Genomic DNA, 21,946 nt, shown 5'->3' with positions numbered 1-21,946 from the left:
CGGCCCGCGCGGGGACTGGCGTCGCAAAAAGCAAAGGGGCGCGGAACGCAGGTCACTCACCTGTTGCGGCGAGATCGGCGTACCGTTGTTGCCCCACGACATCCGGATGTACGTTACTACAGCTGCGACTTCCTGGTTCGACAGCGACTGCGCGAACGGCGGCATGCCGTACGGACGCGGGTTCTTGAACGTGCTCGGCGGATAGCCGCCATTCAGCACCATGCGGATCGGGTTGACCGCCGATTCCATCATGATCGAGTGGTTGCCCGCGAGCGGCGGATAAGCAGGCGGCTTGCCCGCGCCGGTTTCGGCGTGGCAGGTCGCGCAGTTGTCTGCGTAGATCTTCTTGCCCTGGTCGAACAGCGCGTTGCCGAATTGCTTCGACGGCTCGTACTGCATGTTCTTCGGCGCTTCAGCCTTCTGCGGGATCGACTTCAGGTACGTCGACATCGCGCGCGTATCTTCGTCGGTCATGTACTGCAGGCTGTTGTGGACCACGTCCGCCATCGGGCCGAACACCGCGCCCTTCTGCGACACGCCGGCCTGCAGCAGGTCGGACAGCTCCTGCACGTGCCAGTCGCCGAGGCCGAGTTCCTTGTCGTTCGTCAGCGACGGCGCATACCAGTTCTGCAGCGGGATCAGGCCGCCGGCGAACGCCGACGAACTCACCGGGCCGCCCATCATGTTGATCGACGTGTGGCACATCGAGCAGTGGCCGAGGCCTTCGACGAGGTACGCGCCGCGGTTCCATTCGACCGACTTCGTCGGATCCGGCTTGTATTCGCCTTCCTTGAAGAACAGCGTGCGCCAGCCGATCAGCAGGTTGCGGTTGTTGAACGGGAACTTCAGTTCGTGCGGCCGGCTCGGCACCGACACCGGCGCGACCGAGCGCAGGTACGCGTAGATTGCGTCCGAATCCGCGCGCGTGACCTTCGTGTAGCTCGCGAACGGGAAGCCCGGGTAGAGCAGGCTGCCGTCCTTCGAGCGACCCGTGTGCATCGCGCGGTAGAAGTCGTCCGACGTCCACTTGCCGATACCGTTCTGGTCGTCCGGCGTGATGTTCGGCGTGTACATCGTGCCGAACGGCGTCGCCATCGGCAGGCCGCCCGCGAACGACTTGCCGCCGCGCACGGTGTGGCACGCGATACAGTCGCCGACGCGCGCGAGGTATTCGCCCTTCTTGATCAGCGCGGCCTGGTCGGCCGGCGTGGCCGCGACGGCGGAAGCGCCGTGCAGCGTGTCGTTGCCCGGCCACAGGACCGGCACGAGGGCGGCGGCCGCGACGATCGCGGCGGCCGAGAGTGCAAACAGGGACTTGCGTTTCATTGTGTCTGTCTCCCTTGCCTTATTGCGGTTCGCTGCCGCAGGCGAGCGGAGTCTTCATCGAACGCGCCGGGGCCGGCACGGGGTTGGCGGGCGCCGGTTGCGCGGCGAGCCATGCGGTCACGGCCGTCACGTCTTCGTCGGAAAGCTTCGACGCGATGTCGTGCATGCAATCCGGCGCCTTCGCGTGACGGTTGCCCGAGCGCCAGGCGCCGAGCTGCGCGCTCAGGTAATCGGCGTGCAGGCCGACGAGGCCCGGGATCGCCGGCTGCATGCCGGTCAGCCCTGCGCCGTGGCAGGCCACGCAGGCCGGCAGCTTGCGGGACGGATCGCCCTGCGTGACGAGCTGCTTGCCGCGTGCGAGCGTCGCAGCCGGCAGCGTCGGCTTCGCCGGCGTCGGATACGGCGGACGTTCGGCCGAGAAGTGCTCGGCGATTTCGCGCAGGTAGTCGTCGTTCAGGTACGTCAGCAGGTAGTTCATCGGCGGGTACTTGCGCCGGCCGTCACGGAAGTTGACGAGCTGGTTGTACAGGTACTCGGCCGGCTTGCCGGCAAGACGCGGGAAATAGTCGTTGTCGGTGCCCTGGCCGTGGACGCCGTGGCATGCAGTACAGCCGCGCACACGCTCGGCCATGGTATCGGGTGCCTTGAGCGGCGCCTGCTGGGCGTGCGCTTGCTCCGTGGGCTTGGTCTGCGCTTGGGCAGCGCTCATAAGGCCCGCGCCGCCGATCATCAGAACGGCGAGCAGCGGACGGAAGAGGCGTCTTGAAGACACACGAGACTCCATGATTATTCGTCGGGGACCTTGTCCGGGCTACGATCGGCTCGGCGCATGGACGGCAGGACAGCCGGGCTGCTGCGACGCGGCATTCTATCATCGATGGGTAATGACGGCTATTTGGCAAAAGGACATCGGTTCCTGTCTGTTTGCGACTTGCGACAATTTGACGCGTATTGCGCCGCCGCTGTGTGAACCGGCGTGCGTTTTCCCCATCGAAGACCGTACACTCGCGGGTCGCGCGGCGCCGCCTCCGCCGCTGGTCCAGTCATTTCTCCCGTTTCCGGATTCATCAATGACGTTTTCTACCGTGCCGTTGCCTTCCTCACGCCGTCCGTCCCGTTGCCGCCTCGCCGGCCCGTCGCTTTCGGGAGGGTGCGCGCGATGAAGTTCGACAGCTTGTGGATCGGTCAGGTCGCGCTCGCGGCGCTGATGGACGCCGCGTTCGCGATGGCGGTCGGCTCGGCGCTGCTCAAGGCGTGGCTCGGCAAGGACGGCGCACGGCCGGTCATCTCGCCGTCGCATCCGGCGTGGCTGCGCGCGCAACATTCGCTGGTCGCGGCGGCGCTGGCGCTGGTGCTCGCGGATCTCGGCTGGCTCGTCTACGAGGCCGCGACGATGAGCGGCGCGGGGCTTGGCGGCGCGTTCGCCGCGATCCCGGTCATGCTGATGCAGACGCATACGGGCTTTGCGTGGAGCGTCGCGTTCGCCGGCGCCCTGGTGCTCGCGATCGTCGCGCTCGCGAAGCCGGACGGCCCCGTCGCACACGCGGTGCTGTGGTTCGCGGTGATCGTGATCGCGGCCGGCAAGGCTTCCCTCGGCCATGCGGCCGATACGGGCGCACTGTCCGCGGCGGTCGGCGTACAGACGCTGCACCTGCTCGCGACGGCGGTGTGGGGCGGCCTCGTGCTCGCGGGCGGGCTCGCGGTGCTGCCGGCACTCGGCTCGTCGGTCGCGCGCGGCGCGCTGATCCGCATCGGCCAGCACCTGTCGCGCACGTCGATCGCCGCGGTCGTGTTCGTGCTCGGCACGGGCGCGCTCAACGCGATCCGCGGGCTCGGCGGCTCGCTCGCGCCGCTCGACGGCAGCACGTGGGGGCGCGTGCTGTTGCTGAAGCTGCTGCTCGTCGCGCTCGCGCTCGTGCTCGGCGGCCTGAACCGCTTCTCGGCGCTGCCGCGCCTGCGCCGCACCGCGTCGACCGAGGACGCGCACACGTTCCGCAATATCCTGCATCTCGAGGGGATGACGATGATCGGCGTGTTCGTCGCGGCAGCCGTGCTGTCGTTCAGCGTGCCGGGCTTCGCGGCGCTCGGCTGACGGCCCGTTGCGCGCGGCGCCACGCAACGGTGCCGCGCATGCAGGCACGGCCGCCCGTCGGGCGGCCGTGCCTGCATCGGGGCGTACCGCGCGGGCCTCGGCCGCGCGCGATGCGCGTCGCGCTTACCACTCGGCGACACTGCCGTCCGCATGGCGCCACACCGGATTGCGCCAGCGGTGGCCGGTCTTCGCCATCTCGCGCACCTTCTCCTCGTTCACGTCGATGCCGAGCCCCGGGCCCTGCGGGATCGCGACGAAGCCGTCCTCGTAGCGGAACACCTCGGGGTTGCGCAGGTAGTCGAGCAGGTCGTTGCCCTGGTTGTAGTGGATGCCGAGGCTTTGTTCCTGGATGAACGCGTTGTAGCTGACCGCGTCGAGCTGCAGGCACGCGGCGAGCGCGATCGGGCCGAGCGGGCAGTGCAGCGCGAGCGCGACGTCGTAGCTTTCCGCGAGCGTCGCGATCTTGCGGCACTCGGTGATGCCGCCCGCGTGCGATGCGTCGGGCTGGATGATGTCCACGTAGCCGCCCGCGAGGATGTGCTTGAAGTCCCAGCGCGAGTACAGCCGTTCGCCGAGCGCGATCGGCGTGTTGGTCTGGTTGACGATGTCGCGCAGCGCCTCGGCGTTCTCCGACAGCACCGGCTCCTCGATGAACATCAGCTTGTACGGGTCGAGCTCCTTCGCGAGCACCTTCGCCATCGGCTTGTGCACGCGGCCGTGGAAGTCGACGCCGATCCCGACGTGCGGGCCGACCGCGTCGCGCACGGCCGAGACGTTCGCGATCACCTGCTCGACCTTGTCGTAGGTATCGACGATCTGCAGTTCCTCGGAACCGTTCATCTTGACGGCCTTGAAGCCGCGCTCGACGACCGCGCGCGCATTGTTCGCGACGTCGCTCGGCCGGTCGCCGCCGATCCACGAATACACCTTGATGCGATCGCGCACCTGGCCGCCCAGCAGCGCGTGCACCGGCACGCCGTGATGCTTGCCCTTGATGTCCCACAGCGCCTGGTCGACGCCGGCGATCGCGCTCATCGTGATCGGGCCGCCGCGGTAGAAGCCCGCGCGGTACATCACCTGCCAGTGGTCTTCGATCAGCAGCGGGTCGCGGCCGACGAGGTAGTCGGCCAGCTCCTGCACGGCGGCCTCGACCGTGTGCGCGCGGCCTTCGACGACCGGCTCGCCCCAGCCGACGATGCCCTCGTCGGTTTCGATCTTGAGGAACAGCCAGCGCGGCGGGACGACAAAGGTTTCGAGGCGGGTGATTTTCATGACGCGAGTCTCCATGGTTGACCGGCGCGGCCGCTCGGGCGCGGCGCACGGTCGCGTGCTTTCACGGTTATCCTAGCGTAGCCCGATAAAAAATAGTATTAATAGCATTATTATGCAGATAGTGGGCAGCCGGCCTGCCGGATCAACGGAGAACGACCATTCAACGCGACCTGCATGGACAGACGGCCTTCCAGCTGGCGACGGCGATCCTGCGCGGCGACCATCCGCCCGAATCGCTGCTGCCGAGGGAGCCCGACCTGATGGAGAGGTACGGCGTGAGCCGCACGGTGATGCGCGAGGCGTTGCGCACGCTGACGTCGAAGGGGCTCGTCGAGTCGCGGCCGAAGGTCGGCACGCGCGTGCGGCCGCGCCGTGCGTGGAACCTGCTCGATGCCGACCTGCTCGACTGGTATGCGCGCGTCGCGCCGCCGCTCGCCTTCGCGCTGAAGCTGCAGGAGATGCGCGAGATGATCGAGCCGTACGCGGCCGCGCTGGCCGCGCGCGCGCATACGCCGGAAGCGTTCGCCGCGATCGACGGCGCGGCGCGCGCGATGGCCGCCGCACGCACCGTCGACGAATGGGTGCGCGCCGACCTGCGCTTTCACCTGAGCGTGCTCGAGGCCGGCGGCAACGAACTGCTGGTGCCGCTCGGCACGCTGATCGACCGCACGCTCGAGGCGCAACTGCATCTGAATGCGCGCCGGGCCGACGTCTACAACGCGTCGCTCGCCGAGCACCTGGCCGTCAGCGACGCGATCCGCGTGCGCGACGAGGACGGTGCGCGCCGCGCGATGGCGTCGCTGCTCGCGGTGACGCGCGCGCGGATCGAGATGTCGTGACGGAAAGAGGCGGGCGGCGTGGCGCCGTCAGGCGTTCGCGCAGCCGCCCGGCTTGACGACGCGTTCCGTCGACGCCGGGTATTTCGCGAGCAGGCTCGCCGGCCGGCGCGGGCGCGCGACCAGGTCGCCGCCGCAGTTCGGGCAGCGACCCTTCAGCACGTTGTCGGCGCAGGTCGCGCAGAACGTACATTCGAACGTACAGATGCGCGCCTCCGCCGAATCGGGCGGCAGGTCCTTGTCGCAGCATTCGCAGCCGGGACGCAGTTCGAGCATGATGGTTTTTCCTGGGTCGACGAGGGGCGGGACGCGTGCCGCCCGACGTCGCGGGCGGCGCATGCGAGCGCTACTGTACGCGTTTGGATCGGCCTGGCCAACGGTGTTCGCCCGGATGCCGTGCGAGGCGCGCGCCGCTCCGGGAGACGGACGTGCTGGATCGCGGAAACCGCCGTCGTACGGCGGCGGCCAACGTCTGCCGTCTCGAGAATGTCTACCTCGACGCGCCGCCCGCCGGGCACGACGATGGCCGCCCGCGCCGAGCGGCGCGCGGCGGCGCGACCGGTCGTGCAGTCATCGGGAATCAGGACGGTTGCGCCGACGCGGCGTCCGGCGCGGGCGTTTCCGCTTGCGGCGCCGGGCCGGCCGTCCGCGTGCCGGTGCCGGCCGGGCGCTCGATCAGCGGCGCGAGCGCCGGCGCCATCGACTTCAGCAACTGCACGGCCATCGCGCTCGTGAAGTCGTAGCGGGCCGCGTACGGTTCGTGCGCGGTTGCCGTCAGGACCCCGAAGAACCGGTCGCCGATCACGAACACGAACGTGCCGCTGCGGTTGACCTTGCGCGACTCGATCAGCCGCGCGCCGCGCGCGTAGACGTTGAAGCGCTGGTCGCCCGTCCCCGTCTTGCCGTACACCGGGAGCGTCTTGCCGTCGGGCAGCGTGAGGCCGCCCGCGAGGCGGCGCGCGGTGCCGTTCAGCACGACGTCGCGCAGCAGCGTGTGCGCCACGTTGACGACCTCCGGCGGCAGCATCGGCTGCGGTTGCGCGGCCGCGCGCACGAAGCGCGTTTCGTACGGCGTGCCCTTCGCGAAGTCGAGCCGCGTGATCGTCTCGGTCGGCGCCTTCTGGCCGCCGTTCGCGATCAGGCCGATCAGTTTCGCGAGTGCGTCGGGCTGGTCGCCCGACGCGCCGATCGCCGCCGCATAGGACGGCGTGACTTCCGCGAACGGGTAGCCGAGCGCGCGCCACGACTTCGTGATCTCCGCGTACGCGCGCACCTCGACCATGCGGCGGATGCGCCGGTCCTGCGTCGCGTGGTAGCGCGTCTTGTACAGCCACGAGTACGTGTAGAAACGCGCATCGCGGCTGTCGCGCTGGACCTCGGCGAGCGACGCCGTCGGGTGCGCGCGCAGGTAGTTGAGCGTCCACAGCGCGAGCGGATGCACGCTTGCGATATAACCGCGGTCGTTGAGGTTGAAGCGGCCGATCGCGTACTTCGCGTAGAGCGCGGCAAGATCGTCGTCGGACAGCGTCGCGGCCGCCGTGCCCTTCAGCTGCGCGCGCATCTGCGCATCGAACCAGGCGAGCGATTCGTTCGGCGCGACGCTGCGCAGCACGGTCGCGATCTTCGGCGGCGACTTGCGCACGTCGCGCAGCAGCAGCGCGAGCGCATCGTCGGGTGCCTTGCCCGCGTAGCGCGTGTAATAGCGCCTCACGTAGACCTGGCTTTCGCCGTCGACGAACTGCTGCAGGTAACGCCGGCGCTGGTCGGGATCGCCGAGCCACGACGACGAGGGGCCGGCCGCCTGCAGCATCTCGTAGTGGACGATGTCGCGCATCAGCCGCACGAACACGAGGTTGACCGAGTGCTCGAACGCCGCGTGCAGCGTCAGGATGCGGCCGTTGTCCGACTTTTCGAAGTTCGAGAACACCTGCGCGCCGCCGCCCGTGTAGAACACGTCGGGGCTCGCCGAGTACTTGCGTTCGACGGCCGCGTCGAGCATCGCCTGCAGCGAGCGGTCGCGCGTATGCGACAGGTAGTCGAGCGCCCAGCGCGACAACTGGTCGATCGGGTCGGGCTTCACGCGCGCGAGCTCGGCGTTCGACAGGCTCGCGTAACGCGCATGCAGGTCGGACACGATCTGCAGGTACGTGATCAGCGTGCGCAGCTTCGCGGTCGAGCCGAGGTTGATGCGGCCGCCGCGATTCACGTCGAACGGCTGGTTCACGCTGTCGGTCTGCACGCGCAGCAGGTTCGCGCCGTTGCGGTGTTCGTACAGCGTGAAGCTGTACGTGAGGTGCGACGGGTCGTCCTTCGGCGCGAGCATCTCGAAACCGTACAGGCCGGCGGCCTGCGCGCCGTCGCGCGTCGACGCCTGCGCGAGCCGTTCGGCGACGGCCTGCTGCACGCCGTTGTCGAGCGTGCTGGTCGCCTGCAGGTCGAGCTGGTCGAGCTGGTACAGGTCGCTGATGCCGAGCGCCGACAGCAGCGATGCGCGCGCGGACGTCACGGCCTTGCGCGACACGAACGACTGCACGTGCGCGGCGGCGGGCGGCGCGCTGCGCTCGATCTGCGCGGCGAGCGCGGCATCGCGCAGCGCGGGAGAAATCACGCCGCCGTTCGACAGCAGCCGCAGATAGCTGTCGGTCAGCTTCTGCAGCGCCGGATAACCGCGGTTGAGGAAATACGACGGCGCGCGCTGCGCGATGATCAGCGACAGCACCTCGCGGAACGTCTTGCCCTGTTCGTCGATGTTGTCGCCGGTCGTCGGCGCGGACAGGATCCGGTTCACGTCGTTGAAGTCGCGGCCGTACCACGCGGCGAGACCGTCGCCGATGCCGGTGATTTCGCCGACATGCGGCCGGGCGGCGAGCGGCACCGAGTTCAGGTAGCGCACGACGATCGTGCGGCGCGCGAGCATCGTCTGCGGACCGTTCAGGTACGCGCGCACCGACGCGGACGCGATCTGCCGCAGCTTTTCGGGCGGCGTCGCGGTGCGGCCTTCGGGCGAATGGCGGAACTTCTCGATCTGCGTCGCGAGCGTGCTGCCGCCCGGGCGCGCCTGGTGACGGTTGACGACGTGCAGCGCCTGGTCGGCGAGCGCGCGGCTGAAGCGGCCCCAGTCGATCGCCGGGTTGCGGTTCGGCTCGTTCGCGTCGAGCAGATAGCGATCCTCGATGAACAGCAGCGAATCGACGACCACACGCGGCACCGTGTCGAAGTCGGCGTACACGCGCTGCGGGAACACGGTCGCGAACAGCGGTGCGCCGGTCGAATCGAACAGCATCAGGCCGGCCTGGTCCTTCTCTTCGTAAGGGAGGAACAACCCGCGATCGCCGAGCGACAGCATCCGCTGCGAATCGCGCGCCTGCTTGCCGACGACGAAACCGCGCGCGAGCAGCCGCTGCTGGAATGCCGGAAGCAGCGCGTAGCCGAGGCGCTGGTCGTAGGGGCCGTTCGCGGGGAAGCGGATGTGATCGCTCGGGCCCGTTTCGATCGTGTAGCCGACGTCGCGGGTGAGTTCGGACAGGTAATGCGCCTGCATCCGGGACGTTTCGATCTCGGTCTGCACGAGCCGCGCAACGATCGCCACCGCGATCAGCAGTGCGGCGAGCAAAGACCACTTGACCCACGTCCAGACCGATGCGGGACCGGTCACGCGCGGCAGGATACGATTCAGCGGCCGATTCATGGCGGCGTCTCCCTGAGGGCGCGGTTGTCCGGCCGCACCCCATTAAGGATTAGTGTAGTCCTCCGCAGCGGGCCGCCAAGGGCGTCGACTACCGAGATGCGCCGATGCAACGCGCGTGCCCGTGAGGCGCGGGAACGGGCGCCGCGCCGCGATGGTGCGCGCCGCCGCGGCGTAACGTTTGCGCGTGGCGCGCGGCGCAGCCCGCGCGGCAGGAAGCGGCGGCGGGCAGGCCCGCGTGGCCGGGCCGCCGGACGATGCACGGATTTCGTGCGTTGCGGTGCCGCTGCAATTCGGGCCGGAACCCGCGTGTGGAACGCGCGCCGTCGCCCGGCGACGCTACGGGTTTCCGCGATAGCCGCGCGCGCCGGCGGCGAGTACGATCGCCGGAGGTACGGCGCATTTCCGCTTACGCCCGGCGTCCCATGACGATCCATCCCGTCCGCCCGTGTGCGCGGCCATCCCCGGGAGGCTGCCGTTCGGCGGGCTCGGGCTCGTCGTGTCCGTCACGCGCTTTCGGCACACCATCGGAGCCGGGTATGCGCCCGACCCGACGAACGGGCTCCACAAGGTCGCGCGCGCATGGCAAGACAGCCGAATATGCGCCGTTTCTCGCCGTGCTGTTTCTCCATGTCGGCGCGCATGATCCGTCGCGCGTGATCCTCGCGCTGATCGTCGCGGCAACCGTGTGCCGCTGCCTGCTGGTCGTCTTATTGCTCGCCTGGCCGACGATGGCCGACCCGAATCCCGTGCGGTTCACCGGCGCGCTCGGCACCTATCCGTGCGAAGCCGCGCCGTGCATCGCGCTGTTCGCCTGAGCGGCGCCGCTACCGCCACAGCAGCGCCGCGCGATCGTGCCGGCGCACGGCTTCGACGAAGCAGTGGATCAGGTAGTCGCAGGCCAGCGTGTTCAGCGCATCGCGGCGCGTGAGCACGCCGACCGACACGGACGGAATCGTTTCCGCCACGTCGATCGCGACCATCCGCTCGCGGATCCAGTCGACTTCCATGAAGCGCTTCGGCACGCACGACACGGTGTCGGTGTGGACCGACAGCGAAAACGCCGCGCTGAACGACGTGCATTCGACGATCGGCCGCGGCGCCGGATAGCCGTGCGCGACGAACACGTCCTGCAGCAGCCGGCCGATGCTTTCCGGCGACGTGTTGAGGATCCATTGCGCGTCCTGCAACTGCGCGAGCGACGTGCAGTGACGCAGCGGATTGCTCGCGCGCGTCATCAGGATCAGTTCCGATTCGAGCAGCGGCCGGAACGTGAATTCCGGCGACAGCCGTGCTGCATCGACGATCGCGATCACGAAGTCGAGCGAGCCGTCGCGCAGCCGCGGCAGCGCGGTGTCGAGAAACCCTTCCCGCACGTCGAGGCGGATCGTCGGCATCCGCTGGCGGAAGGCGTCGAGCGCGGCCGGCAGGAAGCCGAGCGACACCAGCGGCGTCAGCGCGCATGCGAGCGCGCCTTCCTTGCCGCCCGACAGCTGGATCACGTCGTCGCGCGCGTGCTGCATCTCCGCGAGGATCAGCCGCGCGCGTGCGTAGACGGCCTGCCCGAAACGCGTGAGCTGCGCGCCGCGCGCATTGCGCGTGACGAGCGGCACGCCGAGATCGAGTTCGAGTTCGCGAATCGCCTTCGTCAGCGCGGGCTGAGACAGATGGATCGCGCGCGCGGCCGCGCGCAGGCTGCCGTGTTCGGCGATGGCGGCAAGCGCCCGGAGCTGGTGGTGTTTCACGGCGAGGCGGGGCGCGGCGGCAGTGGCGACGTTCGTATCCTACACCGCGTCGCGGCGGGGAAAGCACGCGATAACCGTGCGTTATCACGATCGAAAAATGTCGCTCCGGGCTGCGTATTTTGAATGCCTAGACTGCGTGCGCAGGCCGTCGAACGGGCCGGGCACACGACACGCGTAACCAGTACGGAGACATACCTTCATGAAGGCGCCCCGAGCAGACAGCATGTTCGGCGGGCATGTCGGCGACGTTGCCGCATCCCCGTCCAATCGTCAGCTGATTGTCGCGATCACGATCGGCAACGGCCTCGAATTCTTCGATCTCACCGTGTTCAGCTTCTTCGCGGTGCTGCTCGGCAAACTGTTCTTTCCCGCGGTCTCCGCGCAGCAGCAATTGCTGATGTCGGTCGCGACCTTCGGCGTCGGCTTCATCGCGCGGCCGGTCGGCGGCGTCGTGATCGGGCTCGTCGCCGACCGCTTCGGCCGCGTGCCCGCGATGAACCTCACGCTCGTCACGATGGCGATCGGCACCGGGATGATCGGTGTGCTGCCGACCCATGCGCAGATCGGCCTCGCGGCGCCCGTGCTGGTCGTCGTCGCGCGGCTGCTGCAGGGCTTTTCGGCCGGCGGCGAGGTCGGCGTGTCGACGTCGCTGCTCGCCGAGCGCGCGCCGGCCGGCGAACGCGGCTACTACACGAGCTGGCAGTTCGCGAGCCAGGGCGCCGCGGCGCTCGCCGGCTCGTTCGTCGGCTTCCTGCTGTCGCATTTCCTCGATACCGCCTCGCTCGAAACGTGGGGCTGGCGCGTGCCGTTCCTGCTGGGCGTGCTGATCGCGCCGATCGGCCTCTACCTGCGCGCACGCTTCAGCGCGATCGAACAGCACGCGCCGGCCGCGGCCGCGCGGCGTTCGTCGGCGGTGCTCGGCACCGTGCTGCGGCGCGACGGCGGTGCCGTGCTGACCGCGCTCGGCCTCGTGGTCGGCGGCACGGCCGCGCACTTCATCGTGCTGTATTACATGTCGACGTACGCGATCAAGGTGCTGCACCTGCCGATGGATACCGCGCTGTGGTGCGGGATCCTCTCCGGCGCGGTGATGTTCGTCGCCGCGCCGATCGGCGGGCGGCTGTCCGACCGCACCGGCAGCAAGCGCGTCGCGCTGTGGTCGCGCGTCGCGCTGACCGTGCTGATCCTGCCGGGCTTCTGGCTGATCCGCGCGGTGCCGTCGATCGCGACGATGTATGCGGTCGTGATGCTGCTCGCCGCACTGCACTCGATCAACGCCGGCGCGAACGGCGTGATCCTCGCCGAGCTGTTCCCGAAGAGCACGCGCGCCACCGCGCTGTCGATCGCGTATGCGGGCGGCGTGTCGATCTTCGGCGGTTTCGCGCAGTTCATCGTCACGTGGATGATCGGCGCGACCGGCAATCCGGCTGCGCCCGCGTGGTACGTGATCGTCTGCGGCGTGCTGTCGCTCGTCGCGCTCGCGTTCGCGTCGGATCGCAGCGAACACGATGCGTGATTGCCGCCGTCTCCTTCTTTCCTCCTCGCGCCGAACCGTATGACCGCCACCGTTTCGCTTTCCTCACCGCCCGCCGACGTCACGGCCGGCGAACTGTGCGACCTGTCCGCCCGCACGATGCTCGACCTGCTGATGACCCGGCAGATCAGCGCGTGCGACCTGCTCGACGCGCATCTCGCCCGGATCGCGACGGTGAACCCTCGCGTGAACGCGCTCGTGACCGTCGTCGATCCCGACCTGCTGCGCGCTCGTGCGCGCGACATCGACGCCGGCTGGATGCGCGGCGCATGGCAGGGGCCGCTGCACGGTCTGCCGGTGTCGCAGAAGGATCTCACCGCGACGCGCGGCGTGCGCACGACGTACGGCTCGGCGTTGTTCGCCGATCACGTGCCGCAGCATGACGCGCTCGTCGCGCGCCGCTGCGCGAGCGCCGGCGCGTTGATGATCGGCAAGTCGAACACGCCCGAATTCGGCGCCGGGTCGCACACGTTCAACGACGTGTTCGGCGCGACGCGCAACCCGTGGGACCTGACGCGTTCGGCGGGCGGCAGCAGCGGCGGCGCGGCCGCCGCGCTCGCGTGCGGGATGAATCCGCTCGCGTGCGGCAGCGACATGGGCGGGTCGCTGCGCAATCCGGCCGCGTGGAATAACGTGGTCGGATTGCGGCCGTCGCCGGGCCGCGTGCCGCGCGCGCCGGACCTGAACGGCTGGGCGACGCTCGGCGTCGACGGGCCGATGGCGCGCGACGTGGCCGATACCGCGCTGCTGCTGTCGGCGATCGCCGGGCCGAGCGGCGAGACCGCGACCGAACTCGCGGAACCGGGCGTACGCTTCGCGCAGCCGCTCGAACGCGACTTCCGCGGCACTCGCATCGCGATGTCGCGCGGCTTGCCTGGCGTGCCGGTCGATCCGGAGATCGGTCGGGCGGTCGATGCGCAGGCGCGTGTGTTCGCGGCGCTTGGCTGCGAAGTCGAATTCGACGATCCCGACCTGTCCGATGCGGAGGACGTGTTCCGCATCGAGCGCGCATGGATGATCGGCACGCTGGTCGACGGATTCGACGAAGCGCAGCGTGCGGCGCTGAAGCCCGAGATTCACGATGAATACCGGCTGCATCGGTCGCTGACGGCCGCCGATCTCGGCCGCATGTTCGTGCGCAAGACGCGGCTGTTCGAGCGGATGCGCGCGTTCATGCAGCGCTACGCGTTCTACGTGCTGCCGGCCACGCAGATGATGCCGTTCGACGTCGACCTGCGCTCGCCTGCGCACGTGCAGGGTGTCGCGAGCACGTCGTACATCGACTGGATGCGCGTGTGCTGGTACCTGTCGTCGACCGAGGCGCCGATCCTGTCGGTGCCGTGCGGCTTCGGCGCGACCGGTTTGCCGATCGGCATGCAGATCGTCGGCCGTTACCGCGACGACTGGGGCGTGCTGCAGTTCGGTCACGCGTACGAAGTCGCGGCCGGCCGCCGCCGGGTTTCGCCCGCCGTCGTCGCCGACGCGATGCGCTAGCCGTCTTCCCCGATTCACCGCTGACCGTTCCGGTGTGCACCGGAGCAGGCCGCGCGCCTGCGGGGGACGCGCACGCCTGCGTTTTGCCATTCGACCCGCGCAATGGAGACCTTCCGATGAAAAAACGGCTGTTGGCAGGCGCGGGCGTCGCGCTGATCGCGGGTGCGGCGCACGCACAGAGCAGCGTGACGCTGTACGGCATTATCGACGAGGGGCTGACCTACACGAGCAACCTCGCGGTCGCCGGCCCGAACGGTGCCGTGAGCGGCAAGCCGGCGTGGCGGATGCTCGGTGGCGTGCAGCAGGCGAGCCGCTGGGGGCTGCGCGGGGTCGAGGATCTCGGCGGCGGGCTGGCGGCCGTCTTCACGCTCGAGAACGGTTTCGACCCGAGCACCGGCAAGCTCGGGCAGGGCGGGCTGATCTTCGGCAAGAAGGCGTTCGTCGGGCTGTCGGGGCCGTTCGGCACCGTCACGCTCGGGCGTCAGTACGACACCAACGTCGATTTCCTCGGGCCGCTCGAGGCCGCCGCGCTGTTCGGCGGCTACATGGTTGCGCACCCCGGCGATCTCGACAACGTGAACAACGCGAACTCGACCAACAACGCGATCAAGTTCACGAGCCGCGACTACGGCGGATTCCGCTTCGCGGCCATGTACGGCGTGGGCGGCATCGCGGGCGCGGCGACGCGCAACCAGGTGTGGTCGATGACGGCCGGCTACGCGCGCGGGCCGCTCGTGGTCGCGGCCGGTTACCTGAATGCGCGCAATCCGAACGTGTCGTTCTTCGGCACGACCGGCAGCCCCGCGCCAGTCGTCGGCGGCGTGCCGGGCAACAACATGCTGTCGCCCGTGTATGCCGGTTATGCGTCGGCGCGCACGCTGCAGGTGGCGGCGGCGGGCGGCACCTACGCGATCGGCGCGGTGACGCTCGGCGCGATGTACACGAACACGTCGTTCCGTCGACTCGGCGACCTGTCGTCCGGGCCGAACCCCGGCGGCGTGTCCGGCAACGCGGTGTTCAACAACGTCGAGGCCAGCGTGCGCTACCAGTTCACGCCTTACCTGTTCGGCGGCGTCGCGTACGACTACACGCGCGGCGGTGGCGTGAACGGCCGCGACGGTGCGACGTACCACCAGGTCGCGGCCGGGCTCGACTACTTCCTGTCGAAGCGCACCGACGTGTACCTGACCGCCGTTTATCAGCGCGCATCGGGCACCGACTCGACGGGGCGCGCGGCGGTCGCCGCGATTAACGGCCCCGGCGCGTCGGCGAACGACCGCCAGTTCGAGGCGCGGATCGGCATCCGGCACAAGTTCTGACGGGGGCGGGCGCGGCAACCGGCAGGCGGCCGCCGCGCGCGGTGATATGCTCGCGGAACGCCCGCGACCGACGGGCGGATTCCGATTGCCCGCATGCGGCCGCGTTGCCGCGCCGCGCGGCGTTTCCGAGGGAAGAACCGACACATGAGCCGCAAATTCATTCTGAAAGGCGACACGACCGACCACGGTGGCGTGGTGCTCGAAGGGATCGCCAACTCGTCGTTCGACGGACGCGAACTCGCCTATCTCGGCGCACCGGTGCTCTGCGCCGCGTGCAAGACCACCGGCGTGATCGTGTCGGACGGCGGCGAGCGGACGATGACCGTGATGGGCAAGGTCGTCGCGCTCGAACACGACCTGTGCCAGTGTCTGTGCACGCCGCAGCCGAAGCTGATTCCGTCGCAGGCAACGGGGACGATCACCGGCTGAAGCCCGCCTTCGTCGTACGTCGTCGTCGCGCGGCTGCAGGCCGCCGTCAGACGCTGCCTTCCGTTTCGATCACGAGGATGCGCGCTTCGCCGAGCGGGTGCGCGACATGCTCCATGCCGGCCGTCGCGTGGAAGACATCGCCCGTTTCCAGCACCGCCGCATGCTCGACGCCCGCTTCGCGATAGCGCATCTCGACGCGGCCGTCGAGTACCGCGAACACCTCCTCGCCGTCGTTCACGTGCCATCGATAGGGCGCGTCGGTCCAGTGCAGCCGGACCGTGATGCCGTTCAGTTTGGCGATGTCGAGCGCGCCCCATGCGCGGTCCGCCGTGTAGTCGGCACTCCGGACAATGTTCATCGATGCGTGCTCCGGCGCGAATGCGCGTCGTGTTTCCGTCATTTCATTGGTATCCGCATTCAGCGCGACGTCGCGCGCAGCGCTTGCTCGACGATCGCCTTGCGCTTCGCGAAGCCGGCGGCCGACCGTTCGGTGACGCGCTTCACGACCGCTGCCGGCGCGGTGTCGGGCGAGCCGGCAGCGAACGGCGGCGCGGGCGCGTATTCGAGCTGCAACTGGATCGCCTGCGCTTCTTCGTCGCCCACCAGCTCGGCGGCGATCGTCAGCGCGAAGTCGATGCCGGCCGTCACGCCGCCGCCCGTGATCAGGTTGCCGTCGCGCACCACGCGCTCGCGCACGGGCACCGCACCCAGCGGTTCGAGCAGCGCGTGGAACGCCCAGTGCGTCGTCGCGCGCCGCCCGCGCAGCAGGCCGGCCACGCCGAGCAGCAGCGCACCCGTACAGACCGACGTCACATAGCGTGCGGCGGCCGCGCGCTGTTGCACGAACGCGATCGTTTCGGCGTCGAGCAGCAGTTCGTTGATCCCGATGCCGCCCGGGATACAGATCACGTCGAGCGGCGGACAGTCGTCGAACGTGCAGGTCGGCGTGAGGGCGAGGCCGCTGCTCGACGCGACGGCGTCGCGCGACTTCCAGACCAGGTGGACGGCTGCGTCGGGCAGCGACGCGAGCACGTCGTGCGGGCCGGTGAGGTCGAGTTGCTGGACGCCCGGAAATACGAGAAGGCCGATATGCAGGGTCATGCGAAGACTCCGAGTGGACATGGAGCGCGCCGTTGCCGGCACGGGATGGACAGATCGATTCTAGGCGCGTAGTGTTTGGCGAAATTGCCATATCACCCACGTTTTCAGCCAATCGCCATGCCTGCCGCTCCGCGTTCGATCCTGGTCCTCGCGTTCCCGCGCGCGCAACTGCTCGACGTGTCGGGGCCGCTGCAGGTGTTCGCCTCCGTCAACGAGCTCGCGCTGGAGCGCGGGCAGCCGGCGCCGTATGCGCCGCGCGTCGTGGCGGTCGACGCGGGGCCCGTCGAGACGTCGTCGGGGCTCGTCGTGATGGCCGAGTCGCTGCGCTCGGCTGCCCGCCCTCCCGATACGCTGATCGTCGCCGGCGGCAAGGGCGTGCATGCGGCGTCGAAGGATGCGCGGCTGGTGCGCTGGGTGCGGCAGCAGGCCGGGCGCGCGCGGCGTGTGGCGTCGGTCTGTACCGGCGCATTCTTGCTCGCCGAGGCCGGGCTGCTCGACGGGCGGCGCGCGGTCACGCACTGGGCGCGCTGCGACGAATTCGCGGCGCGCTACCCGAACGTGCGCGTCGAGTCCGATCCGATCTTCATCCGCGAAGGCGCGCTGTGGACGTCGGCCGGCGTGACGGCCGGCATCGATCTCGCGCTCGCGCTGGTCGAGGAGGATCTCGGGCGCGCGACCGCGCTCGACGTCGCACGCGAACTCGTCGTGTTCCTGAAGCGTCCGGGCGGGCAGGCGCAGTTCAGCGCGATGCTGTCGATGCAGCGCACCGACGACCGGTTCGGCGAACTGCATGCATGGATGGCCGAGCACCTGACGGCCGACCTGTCGGTGCCCGCGCTGGCCGAGCGCGTACGCATGAGCGAGCGCAGCTTCGTACGCCACTATCGCGCGGGAACGGGCCGTACGCCCGCACGCGCGGTCGAGCAGATCCGCGTCGAGGCCGCGCAGCGCCTGCTCGGCGAAACGGCGTGGCCCGTCAAGCGGATCGCCGCGCGCTGCGGCTTCGGTTCGGAGGAGACGCTGCGGCGCAGTTTCGTGCGCGTGCTCGGTGTGTCGCCGCAGGGCTATCGCGAACGCTTCGTGCGATGACGTGCGGGGCGTGATCGAGGACGGAGCGGCTGCTGTCCGGAACTGAACGGAAACCGGTCGGTTTCGAGTCCGAAATGCCGAAACTATTCAGGATCGGAGAATAATAGGCGGGGGCTTGTGCCGTGCCCGTCGCGCGCTCTATTCTGTTTTGTTGGCGATTCGAAGGGGGAAGCAGGATGGACCGAATCCAGGCAATGGAAGTTTTTACCCGTGTGGTCGACGCGAACAGCTTCACGCGCGCGGCCGATACGCTCGCGATGCCGCGCGCGTCGGTGACGACCATCATCCAGAATCTCGAGGCGCTGCTCGGCGTGCGCCTGATGCACCGGACGACGCGCCGGCTGTCGCTGACGCCGGAGGGCGCCGCGTACTACGAGCATTGCACGAAGATCATCTCGGAGATCGCGGAAGCCGACGCGAGTTTCCAGGCCGGCAACCGCAAGCCGAGCGGCGTGTTGCGCGTTCACATGCCGAGCTCGCTCGGGCGGCGCATCGTGCTGCCGTCGCTGTCGATTTTCCGGCAGCGCTATCCGGACATCACGCTCGAGCTGGGGCTGTCCGATCGCTATGTGGATCCGGTCGAGGAAGGCATCGACTGCATGATCCGCGTCGGGCCGCTCGAGGATTCGTCGATGGTCGCGCGGCGCATCGGCATGCTCAAACGCGTGACCTGTGCGTCGCCGGCGTATCTGGAGCGTCACGGCGAGCCGCACGAGATCGCCGATCTCGCCGAGCACCATGCGGTGAATTTCCGTTCGAGCCACGGCGCGCGGGCGATTCCGTGGGTGTTCATGATCGACGGCAAGCCGTTCGAGGTGCGGATGAACGGCAGCGTGACGGTCAACGATTCGGATGCCTACGTGACGTGCGGGCTCGAAGGGTTCGGGATGATCCAGCCGACGCTGTTCATGGTGCTGCCGAACCTGCTCGACGGTTCGCTGGTCGAGGTGCTGCCGGACTGCAATCCGAAGCCGAAGCCGATTTCGATCGTTTATCCGCACAACCGGCATCTGTCGCAGAAGGTGCGGGTGTTCGCCGACTGGATCGCGGAGGTGTTCGAGTCGACGCCGGCGCTGGAGGGCGGGGAGAACTGGCGGGGGCGGGTGGGGGCGCAGGCGGCGAAGCAGCAGAGAGGGGCGGTAGCGGCGTAAGGCGACGAGACTTGCCGTGAATGCCTCATCCGTCGATCGTCGGGCAGCTGAACCGTCACGTCTTATGGCGGGCCTACCAGCGGATCGCGTACGGATTTTCTCCGAGCGCCCAGTGCCCGTTGTCGTCCCGTTCGAGGAGAATTCCCTTGTGCGCCCAGCCGTCCTCTTCGGGATAAAACGTCAGCGAGCGCAGCAGGTCCGGGTCGGCCAGCCACGGCGTGGCTGGCCGACCCGGCTTCCACAGGAAATTGACCCACGAGACCAGGTGCGGATTGTCGTCGAACGGATTCTTGGACGGGTCCATGAATTTTTCGACGCCACCATAGGTCACGTGCGCGCAGAACAAGTTCACCATGAGCAGCGCCCGTCCACCGGGAACCGACCCGTCGGTCGTCTCGAGTTCCTCGTACCGGTAGAACGACTTTCCGACGGGGGTGAGCGCGATGTGGCTCAACGGGACATGGGTGTCGCGTGATTCGTAGTCCGGATTTCTCACGGTCGGTCGTCCTTTGCCTGCATTGAATTTCACGGTAATCAGTCCGCGGTTGATCAATGCCCGCACGTCTGATCTCACTACGCCGTCGACCCTCGGCAAATCCTTCGCATTGACGTCCGCAGGAAGTTCGGCGCCGGCCAGGCTGACGCAGGCGTCGGTCGGAGCGGTGTTCTTGTCCGCGAGCGCGGCCTTCAGGATTGCGTCGATCTTGCTTATGTCCAGGTCGTCTCGCGGTGAAACGACGCGCATGCCAACCAGCACGGCCACCGCGCCTGCCACCGATCTCGACCGGATTTCGTCGTGGCCGGTTCGCGATCTTGCCTACAACAGCCAGCGGATGCTGGCGGAGACCGGAGCGGTCGACGCGATGTGATTTCGCCGCGGGAGCGACGAACGTCGGGAAAAAACGGGATCGGTGGGCGGTCGCGACACGCCGGAACGGGCCATGCTGGCGGATGCCATTAAGCGCATGACGGATCCCGATTGCGGAACCCGCTGGACCGGGCGTACGCGATGTTTATCGGCGGGGGCTGCTGCCGGAGCCACGCAGCAATGAAAAAAGCCGCTGTTTCTTTCGAAACAGCGGCTTTTCGCATTTGGTGGCGAATCAGGGATTCGAACCCCGGACCTGCGGATTATGATTCCTGGCCTCTGATGTGCCTAAAAGCCTTATCTGGCAAGGATTCCGGCTTGACGGTCGTCTAATATTTCCTGCTGAATCGGAGGATTTCGCGCCAGTTCTGGCGGGGTTTCCCGCATTTTATTAGACGATGGTTTGCTGCCGATTGGGCTCGACTGTACCCCGCCAGCGGCACTTCACGTAGATCTCGGTCGTCGTCACGGAATCGTGACCACATAGGACCTGAATGCGCTCGAGCGGGACCCCAGCGAGCCACATGTCGGTCGCGCCCTTCGCTTTCATGTCGTACGGCCCGAAAGTTTCAAACGGTCGCAGCCCCTTCGCTTTTCGAGCACGGTTGACCTTCGTAATGTACCGATGGAGCATCGATGTCAGCCCGGAGTACGCGTAGGTGTCTCCGTTGCGCTTTCGAATCCACGTCATACCAGGGCCTGGCGTCGGGCCAGTGCCTTTTAGATCGGCGAGGATCGCGTCGATTTCGGGCGTAATTGCAATGTCGACGACGGTTCCAGTCTTGCCTTGATCGTTGCGGATCACGCGACGTACCGAGCCGTCTGGTTCGCGTTTGTGGACTATGTTTGACGGCCCCCAGAGAATGATGTCTTCCGGGCGCTGGAGTGTGCGATACGTCAGGTCCAGAAGCCCGCGAACCTGAGCGACAGCGATACGATGTACGGCGTCATATTCCTCGTGTTCGACGTATCGCTCGCGTTTTGTTTCCTTGTTCCGCTTCACCCCGAGGCACGGGTTGACCTTCACGCTGGCTTTCCCAGTACGAATCAGCCATGTAAAGCAAGTGGAAAGGCATGCCTTTTCGCGATTGCCGCGCACCGGCCGGCCGTTTTCCGCGCATAGGTCGAGGTACGCGCCGATGTGCTTCGGCTCGATACTCGCGGGCGTCATGCGCCCGAAATACACCTTCAGCGGTTCGGCGTCCCGTTTGTAATCCTCGTACGTACGGGGCTTCAGATAGCCGAGCAACACCCGTTTTTCACAATGCACGACGAACTCGTCGAGGAAGTACGCCATGGTGCCGTACGTCGAGTCGGGATCGTTATAGAGATTGCCCTTGCGTTTGGCTTCGGCCAGATCGGTGCCGAGACGTTCCCATCGTCCATCGCGATGCACGTAGTAAAACGCTCCATGCTTGGGATAGACCCGATCAGGCAGCCCCAAATCGTTGTTCTTACGTTTTCGACCCATTCAACACACCTTGTTCTTGTTGTTTCGAGCGAATCGCTGCAGCAGCGCGGCAGCGTTCGGTGAACTCGTCTCGTCGTCGCCACTGTCGACGGGCGCTGATTCCCGACCACGCATGACCTGGTCGAAATGGCCGCGCGAGACTAGCGGCATTCCGTTCGGCTTCTGTTTCACTTCAAAGCCGGCCCGCTTGAACCAGCGCATGATCGCGGCCGGCTGTCGCAGCGGTTCCGCGATCCGGCGCATTTCGACGTCCGTGAGAAACGGCGGCGGCAAGCTGGCTGCTTCGTATCGCGGGCTCGACGGCACCAGCTCAAGATTCTGCATTGCAATCCTTGTCACAAAAAGGGACCACACGCAGCGCAATTGAGGGATTGGGGGATTGCGCGAAATGTGTTCGTAACTAATTGATTTTGTTGAAAATTGGTTGCCCCTATTCGCCCTCAAATACACGGGGCAGGGCGTTCTGACTCGGGGCCTAAAAAATAGGCAGCGTCCGCGACTAGGGGCAAAACGGGCATGACTCGGGGCATAGCG

Annotated in this window: 19 protein-coding genes and 2 pseudogenes; 10 read left to right on the top strand and 11 right to left on the bottom strand. The window is 67.8% G+C overall.

Annotated elements, in window-relative coordinates; genetic code table 11:
• Positions 1–33 precede the first annotated feature (33 nt).
• Positions 34–1,326, bottom strand: a pseudogene (locus AC0KUR_RS31955) (c-type cytochrome); the annotation flags it as partial.
• A 19-nt stretch (positions 1,327–1,345) separates the two neighbouring features.
• The gene (locus tag AC0KUR_RS31950) at positions 1,346–2,110 is read right to left on the bottom strand and encodes a c-type cytochrome (RefSeq protein ID WP_034189042.1); all 765 of its coding nucleotides are present in this window, start codon (positions 2,108–2,110) and stop codon (positions 1,346–1,348) included.
• A 375-nt stretch (positions 2,111–2,485) separates the two neighbouring features.
• On the opposite strand from AC0KUR_RS31950, the gene AC0KUR_RS31945 reads away from it, so the two are divergent.
• A complete protein-coding gene (locus tag AC0KUR_RS31945; protein ID WP_034189043.1) occupies positions 2,486–3,418 on the top strand; it encodes a CopD family protein in 933 nt (310 codons plus the stop codon).
• A 123-nt stretch (positions 3,419–3,541) separates the two neighbouring features.
• Here the strand turns inward: AC0KUR_RS31945 and dgoD are convergent, their stop codons facing one another.
• A complete protein-coding gene (gene dgoD / locus AC0KUR_RS31940) occupies positions 3,542–4,690 on the bottom strand; it encodes a galactonate dehydratase (protein WP_034189044.1) in 1,149 nt (382 codons plus the stop codon).
• Between the two features lie 134 nt (positions 4,691–4,824).
• On the opposite strand from dgoD, the gene AC0KUR_RS31935 reads away from it, so the two are divergent.
• A complete protein-coding gene (locus AC0KUR_RS31935) occupies positions 4,825–5,529 on the top strand; it encodes a FadR/GntR family transcriptional regulator (protein ID WP_034189045.1) in 705 nt (234 codons plus the stop codon).
• Between the two features lie 27 nt (positions 5,530–5,556).
• Here the strand turns inward: AC0KUR_RS31935 and AC0KUR_RS31930 are convergent, their stop codons facing one another.
• Both AC0KUR_RS31930 and AC0KUR_RS31925 read right to left on the bottom strand, forming a co-directional pair.
• Positions 5,557–5,802: a DUF1272 domain-containing protein gene (locus AC0KUR_RS31930; RefSeq protein ID WP_473376891.1), complete on the bottom strand. Its 246-nt coding sequence runs from the start codon at positions 5,800–5,802 to the stop codon at positions 5,557–5,559.
• Positions 5,803–6,106: 304 nt separating this feature from the next.
• Positions 6,107–9,214 carry a biosynthetic peptidoglycan transglycosylase gene (locus AC0KUR_RS31925; protein WP_124609669.1) on the bottom strand — a complete coding sequence of 1,036 codons (3,108 nt, stop codon included), beginning with the start codon at positions 9,212–9,214 and terminating at the stop codon, positions 6,107–6,109.
• Between the two features lie 422 nt (positions 9,215–9,636).
• On the opposite strand from AC0KUR_RS31925, the pseudogene AC0KUR_RS31920 reads away from it, so the two are divergent.
• A pseudogene (locus tag AC0KUR_RS31920) lies at positions 9,637–10,029 on the top strand (MAPEG family protein).
• Between the two features lie 9 nt (positions 10,030–10,038).
• Here AC0KUR_RS31920 and AC0KUR_RS31915 read toward each other — a convergent pair.
• On the bottom strand, positions 10,039–10,956 hold the full coding sequence (locus AC0KUR_RS31915) for a LysR substrate-binding domain-containing protein (RefSeq protein WP_049029828.1): 918 nt from the start codon (positions 10,954–10,956) through the stop codon (positions 10,039–10,041).
• A gap of 199 nt (positions 10,957–11,155) precedes the next feature.
• Between AC0KUR_RS31915 and AC0KUR_RS31910 the strand changes: the two genes are divergently transcribed.
• The 4 genes from AC0KUR_RS31910 to AC0KUR_RS31895 all read left to right on the top strand — a co-directional run bounded on the left by AC0KUR_RS31910 (position 11,156) and on the right by AC0KUR_RS31895 (position 15,732).
• A complete protein-coding gene (locus AC0KUR_RS31910; protein ID WP_051701003.1) occupies positions 11,156–12,472 on the top strand; it encodes an MFS transporter in 1,317 nt (438 codons plus the stop codon).
• A gap of 39 nt (positions 12,473–12,511) precedes the next feature.
• Positions 12,512–13,984, top strand: coding sequence for an amidase (locus AC0KUR_RS31905; RefSeq protein WP_367189916.1), 1,473 nt, complete (start codon positions 12,512–12,514; stop codon positions 13,982–13,984).
• 116 nt (positions 13,985–14,100) lie between these two features.
• Positions 14,101–15,303: a porin gene (locus tag AC0KUR_RS31900; protein WP_034189050.1), complete on the top strand. Its 1,203-nt coding sequence runs from the start codon at positions 14,101–14,103 to the stop codon at positions 15,301–15,303.
• Between the two features lie 144 nt (positions 15,304–15,447).
• On the top strand, positions 15,448–15,732 hold the full coding sequence (locus AC0KUR_RS31895; RefSeq protein ID WP_034189051.1) for a PAAR domain-containing protein: 285 nt from the start codon (positions 15,448–15,450) through the stop codon (positions 15,730–15,732).
• 46 nt (positions 15,733–15,778) lie between these two features.
• On the opposite strand, the gene AC0KUR_RS31890 is transcribed toward AC0KUR_RS31895, so the two are convergent.
• Both AC0KUR_RS31890 and AC0KUR_RS31885 read right to left on the bottom strand, forming a co-directional pair.
• Positions 15,779–16,090, bottom strand: a complete 312-nt coding sequence (locus AC0KUR_RS31890) for a cupin domain-containing protein (protein WP_034189052.1) — start codon at positions 16,088–16,090, stop codon at positions 15,779–15,781.
• 59 nt (positions 16,091–16,149) lie between these two features.
• The gene (locus AC0KUR_RS31885; protein WP_069706282.1) at positions 16,150–16,833 is read right to left on the bottom strand and encodes a DJ-1/PfpI family protein; all 684 of its coding nucleotides are present in this window, start codon (positions 16,831–16,833) and stop codon (positions 16,150–16,152) included.
• 117 nt (positions 16,834–16,950) lie between these two features.
• On the opposite strand from AC0KUR_RS31885, the gene AC0KUR_RS31880 reads away from it, so the two are divergent.
• Both AC0KUR_RS31880 and AC0KUR_RS31875 read left to right on the top strand, forming a co-directional pair.
• A complete protein-coding gene (locus tag AC0KUR_RS31880; protein ID WP_049034671.1) occupies positions 16,951–17,922 on the top strand; it encodes a GlxA family transcriptional regulator in 972 nt (323 codons plus the stop codon).
• 176 nt (positions 17,923–18,098) lie between these two features.
• Entirely contained in the window at positions 18,099–19,073 is a 975-nt protein-coding gene (locus AC0KUR_RS31875) for a LysR family transcriptional regulator (RefSeq protein ID WP_473376890.1), read from the top strand.
• Positions 19,074–19,146: 73 nt separating this feature from the next.
• On the opposite strand, the gene AC0KUR_RS31870 is transcribed toward AC0KUR_RS31875, so the two are convergent.
• A complete protein-coding gene (locus AC0KUR_RS31870; protein ID WP_473376889.1) occupies positions 19,147–19,836 on the bottom strand; it encodes a hypothetical protein in 690 nt (229 codons plus the stop codon).
• Here AC0KUR_RS31870 and AC0KUR_RS31865 point away from each other — a divergent pair.
• A complete protein-coding gene (locus AC0KUR_RS31865) occupies positions 19,817–19,942 on the top strand; it encodes a hypothetical protein (protein ID WP_473376888.1) in 126 nt (41 codons plus the stop codon). The genes AC0KUR_RS31870 and AC0KUR_RS31865 overlap by 20 nt on opposite strands.
• 390 nt (positions 19,943–20,332) lie before the next feature.
• Here the strand turns inward: AC0KUR_RS31865 and AC0KUR_RS31860 are convergent, their stop codons facing one another.
• Complete coding sequence (locus tag AC0KUR_RS31860) at positions 20,333–21,412, bottom strand: tyrosine-type recombinase/integrase (protein WP_473376887.1); 1,080 nt, start codon at positions 21,410–21,412, stop codon at positions 20,333–20,335.
• Entirely contained in the window at positions 21,413–21,736 is a 324-nt protein-coding gene (locus AC0KUR_RS31855) for a hypothetical protein (RefSeq protein ID WP_473376886.1), read from the bottom strand.
• Positions 21,737–21,946: the final 210 nt, after the last annotated feature.

The sequence above is a fragment of the Burkholderia sp. YHN3-13 genome, assembly GCF_055810675.1.
Note: the sequence above shows the minus strand (reverse complement) of the source record. Positions and strands in the feature narration are given on the sequence as shown.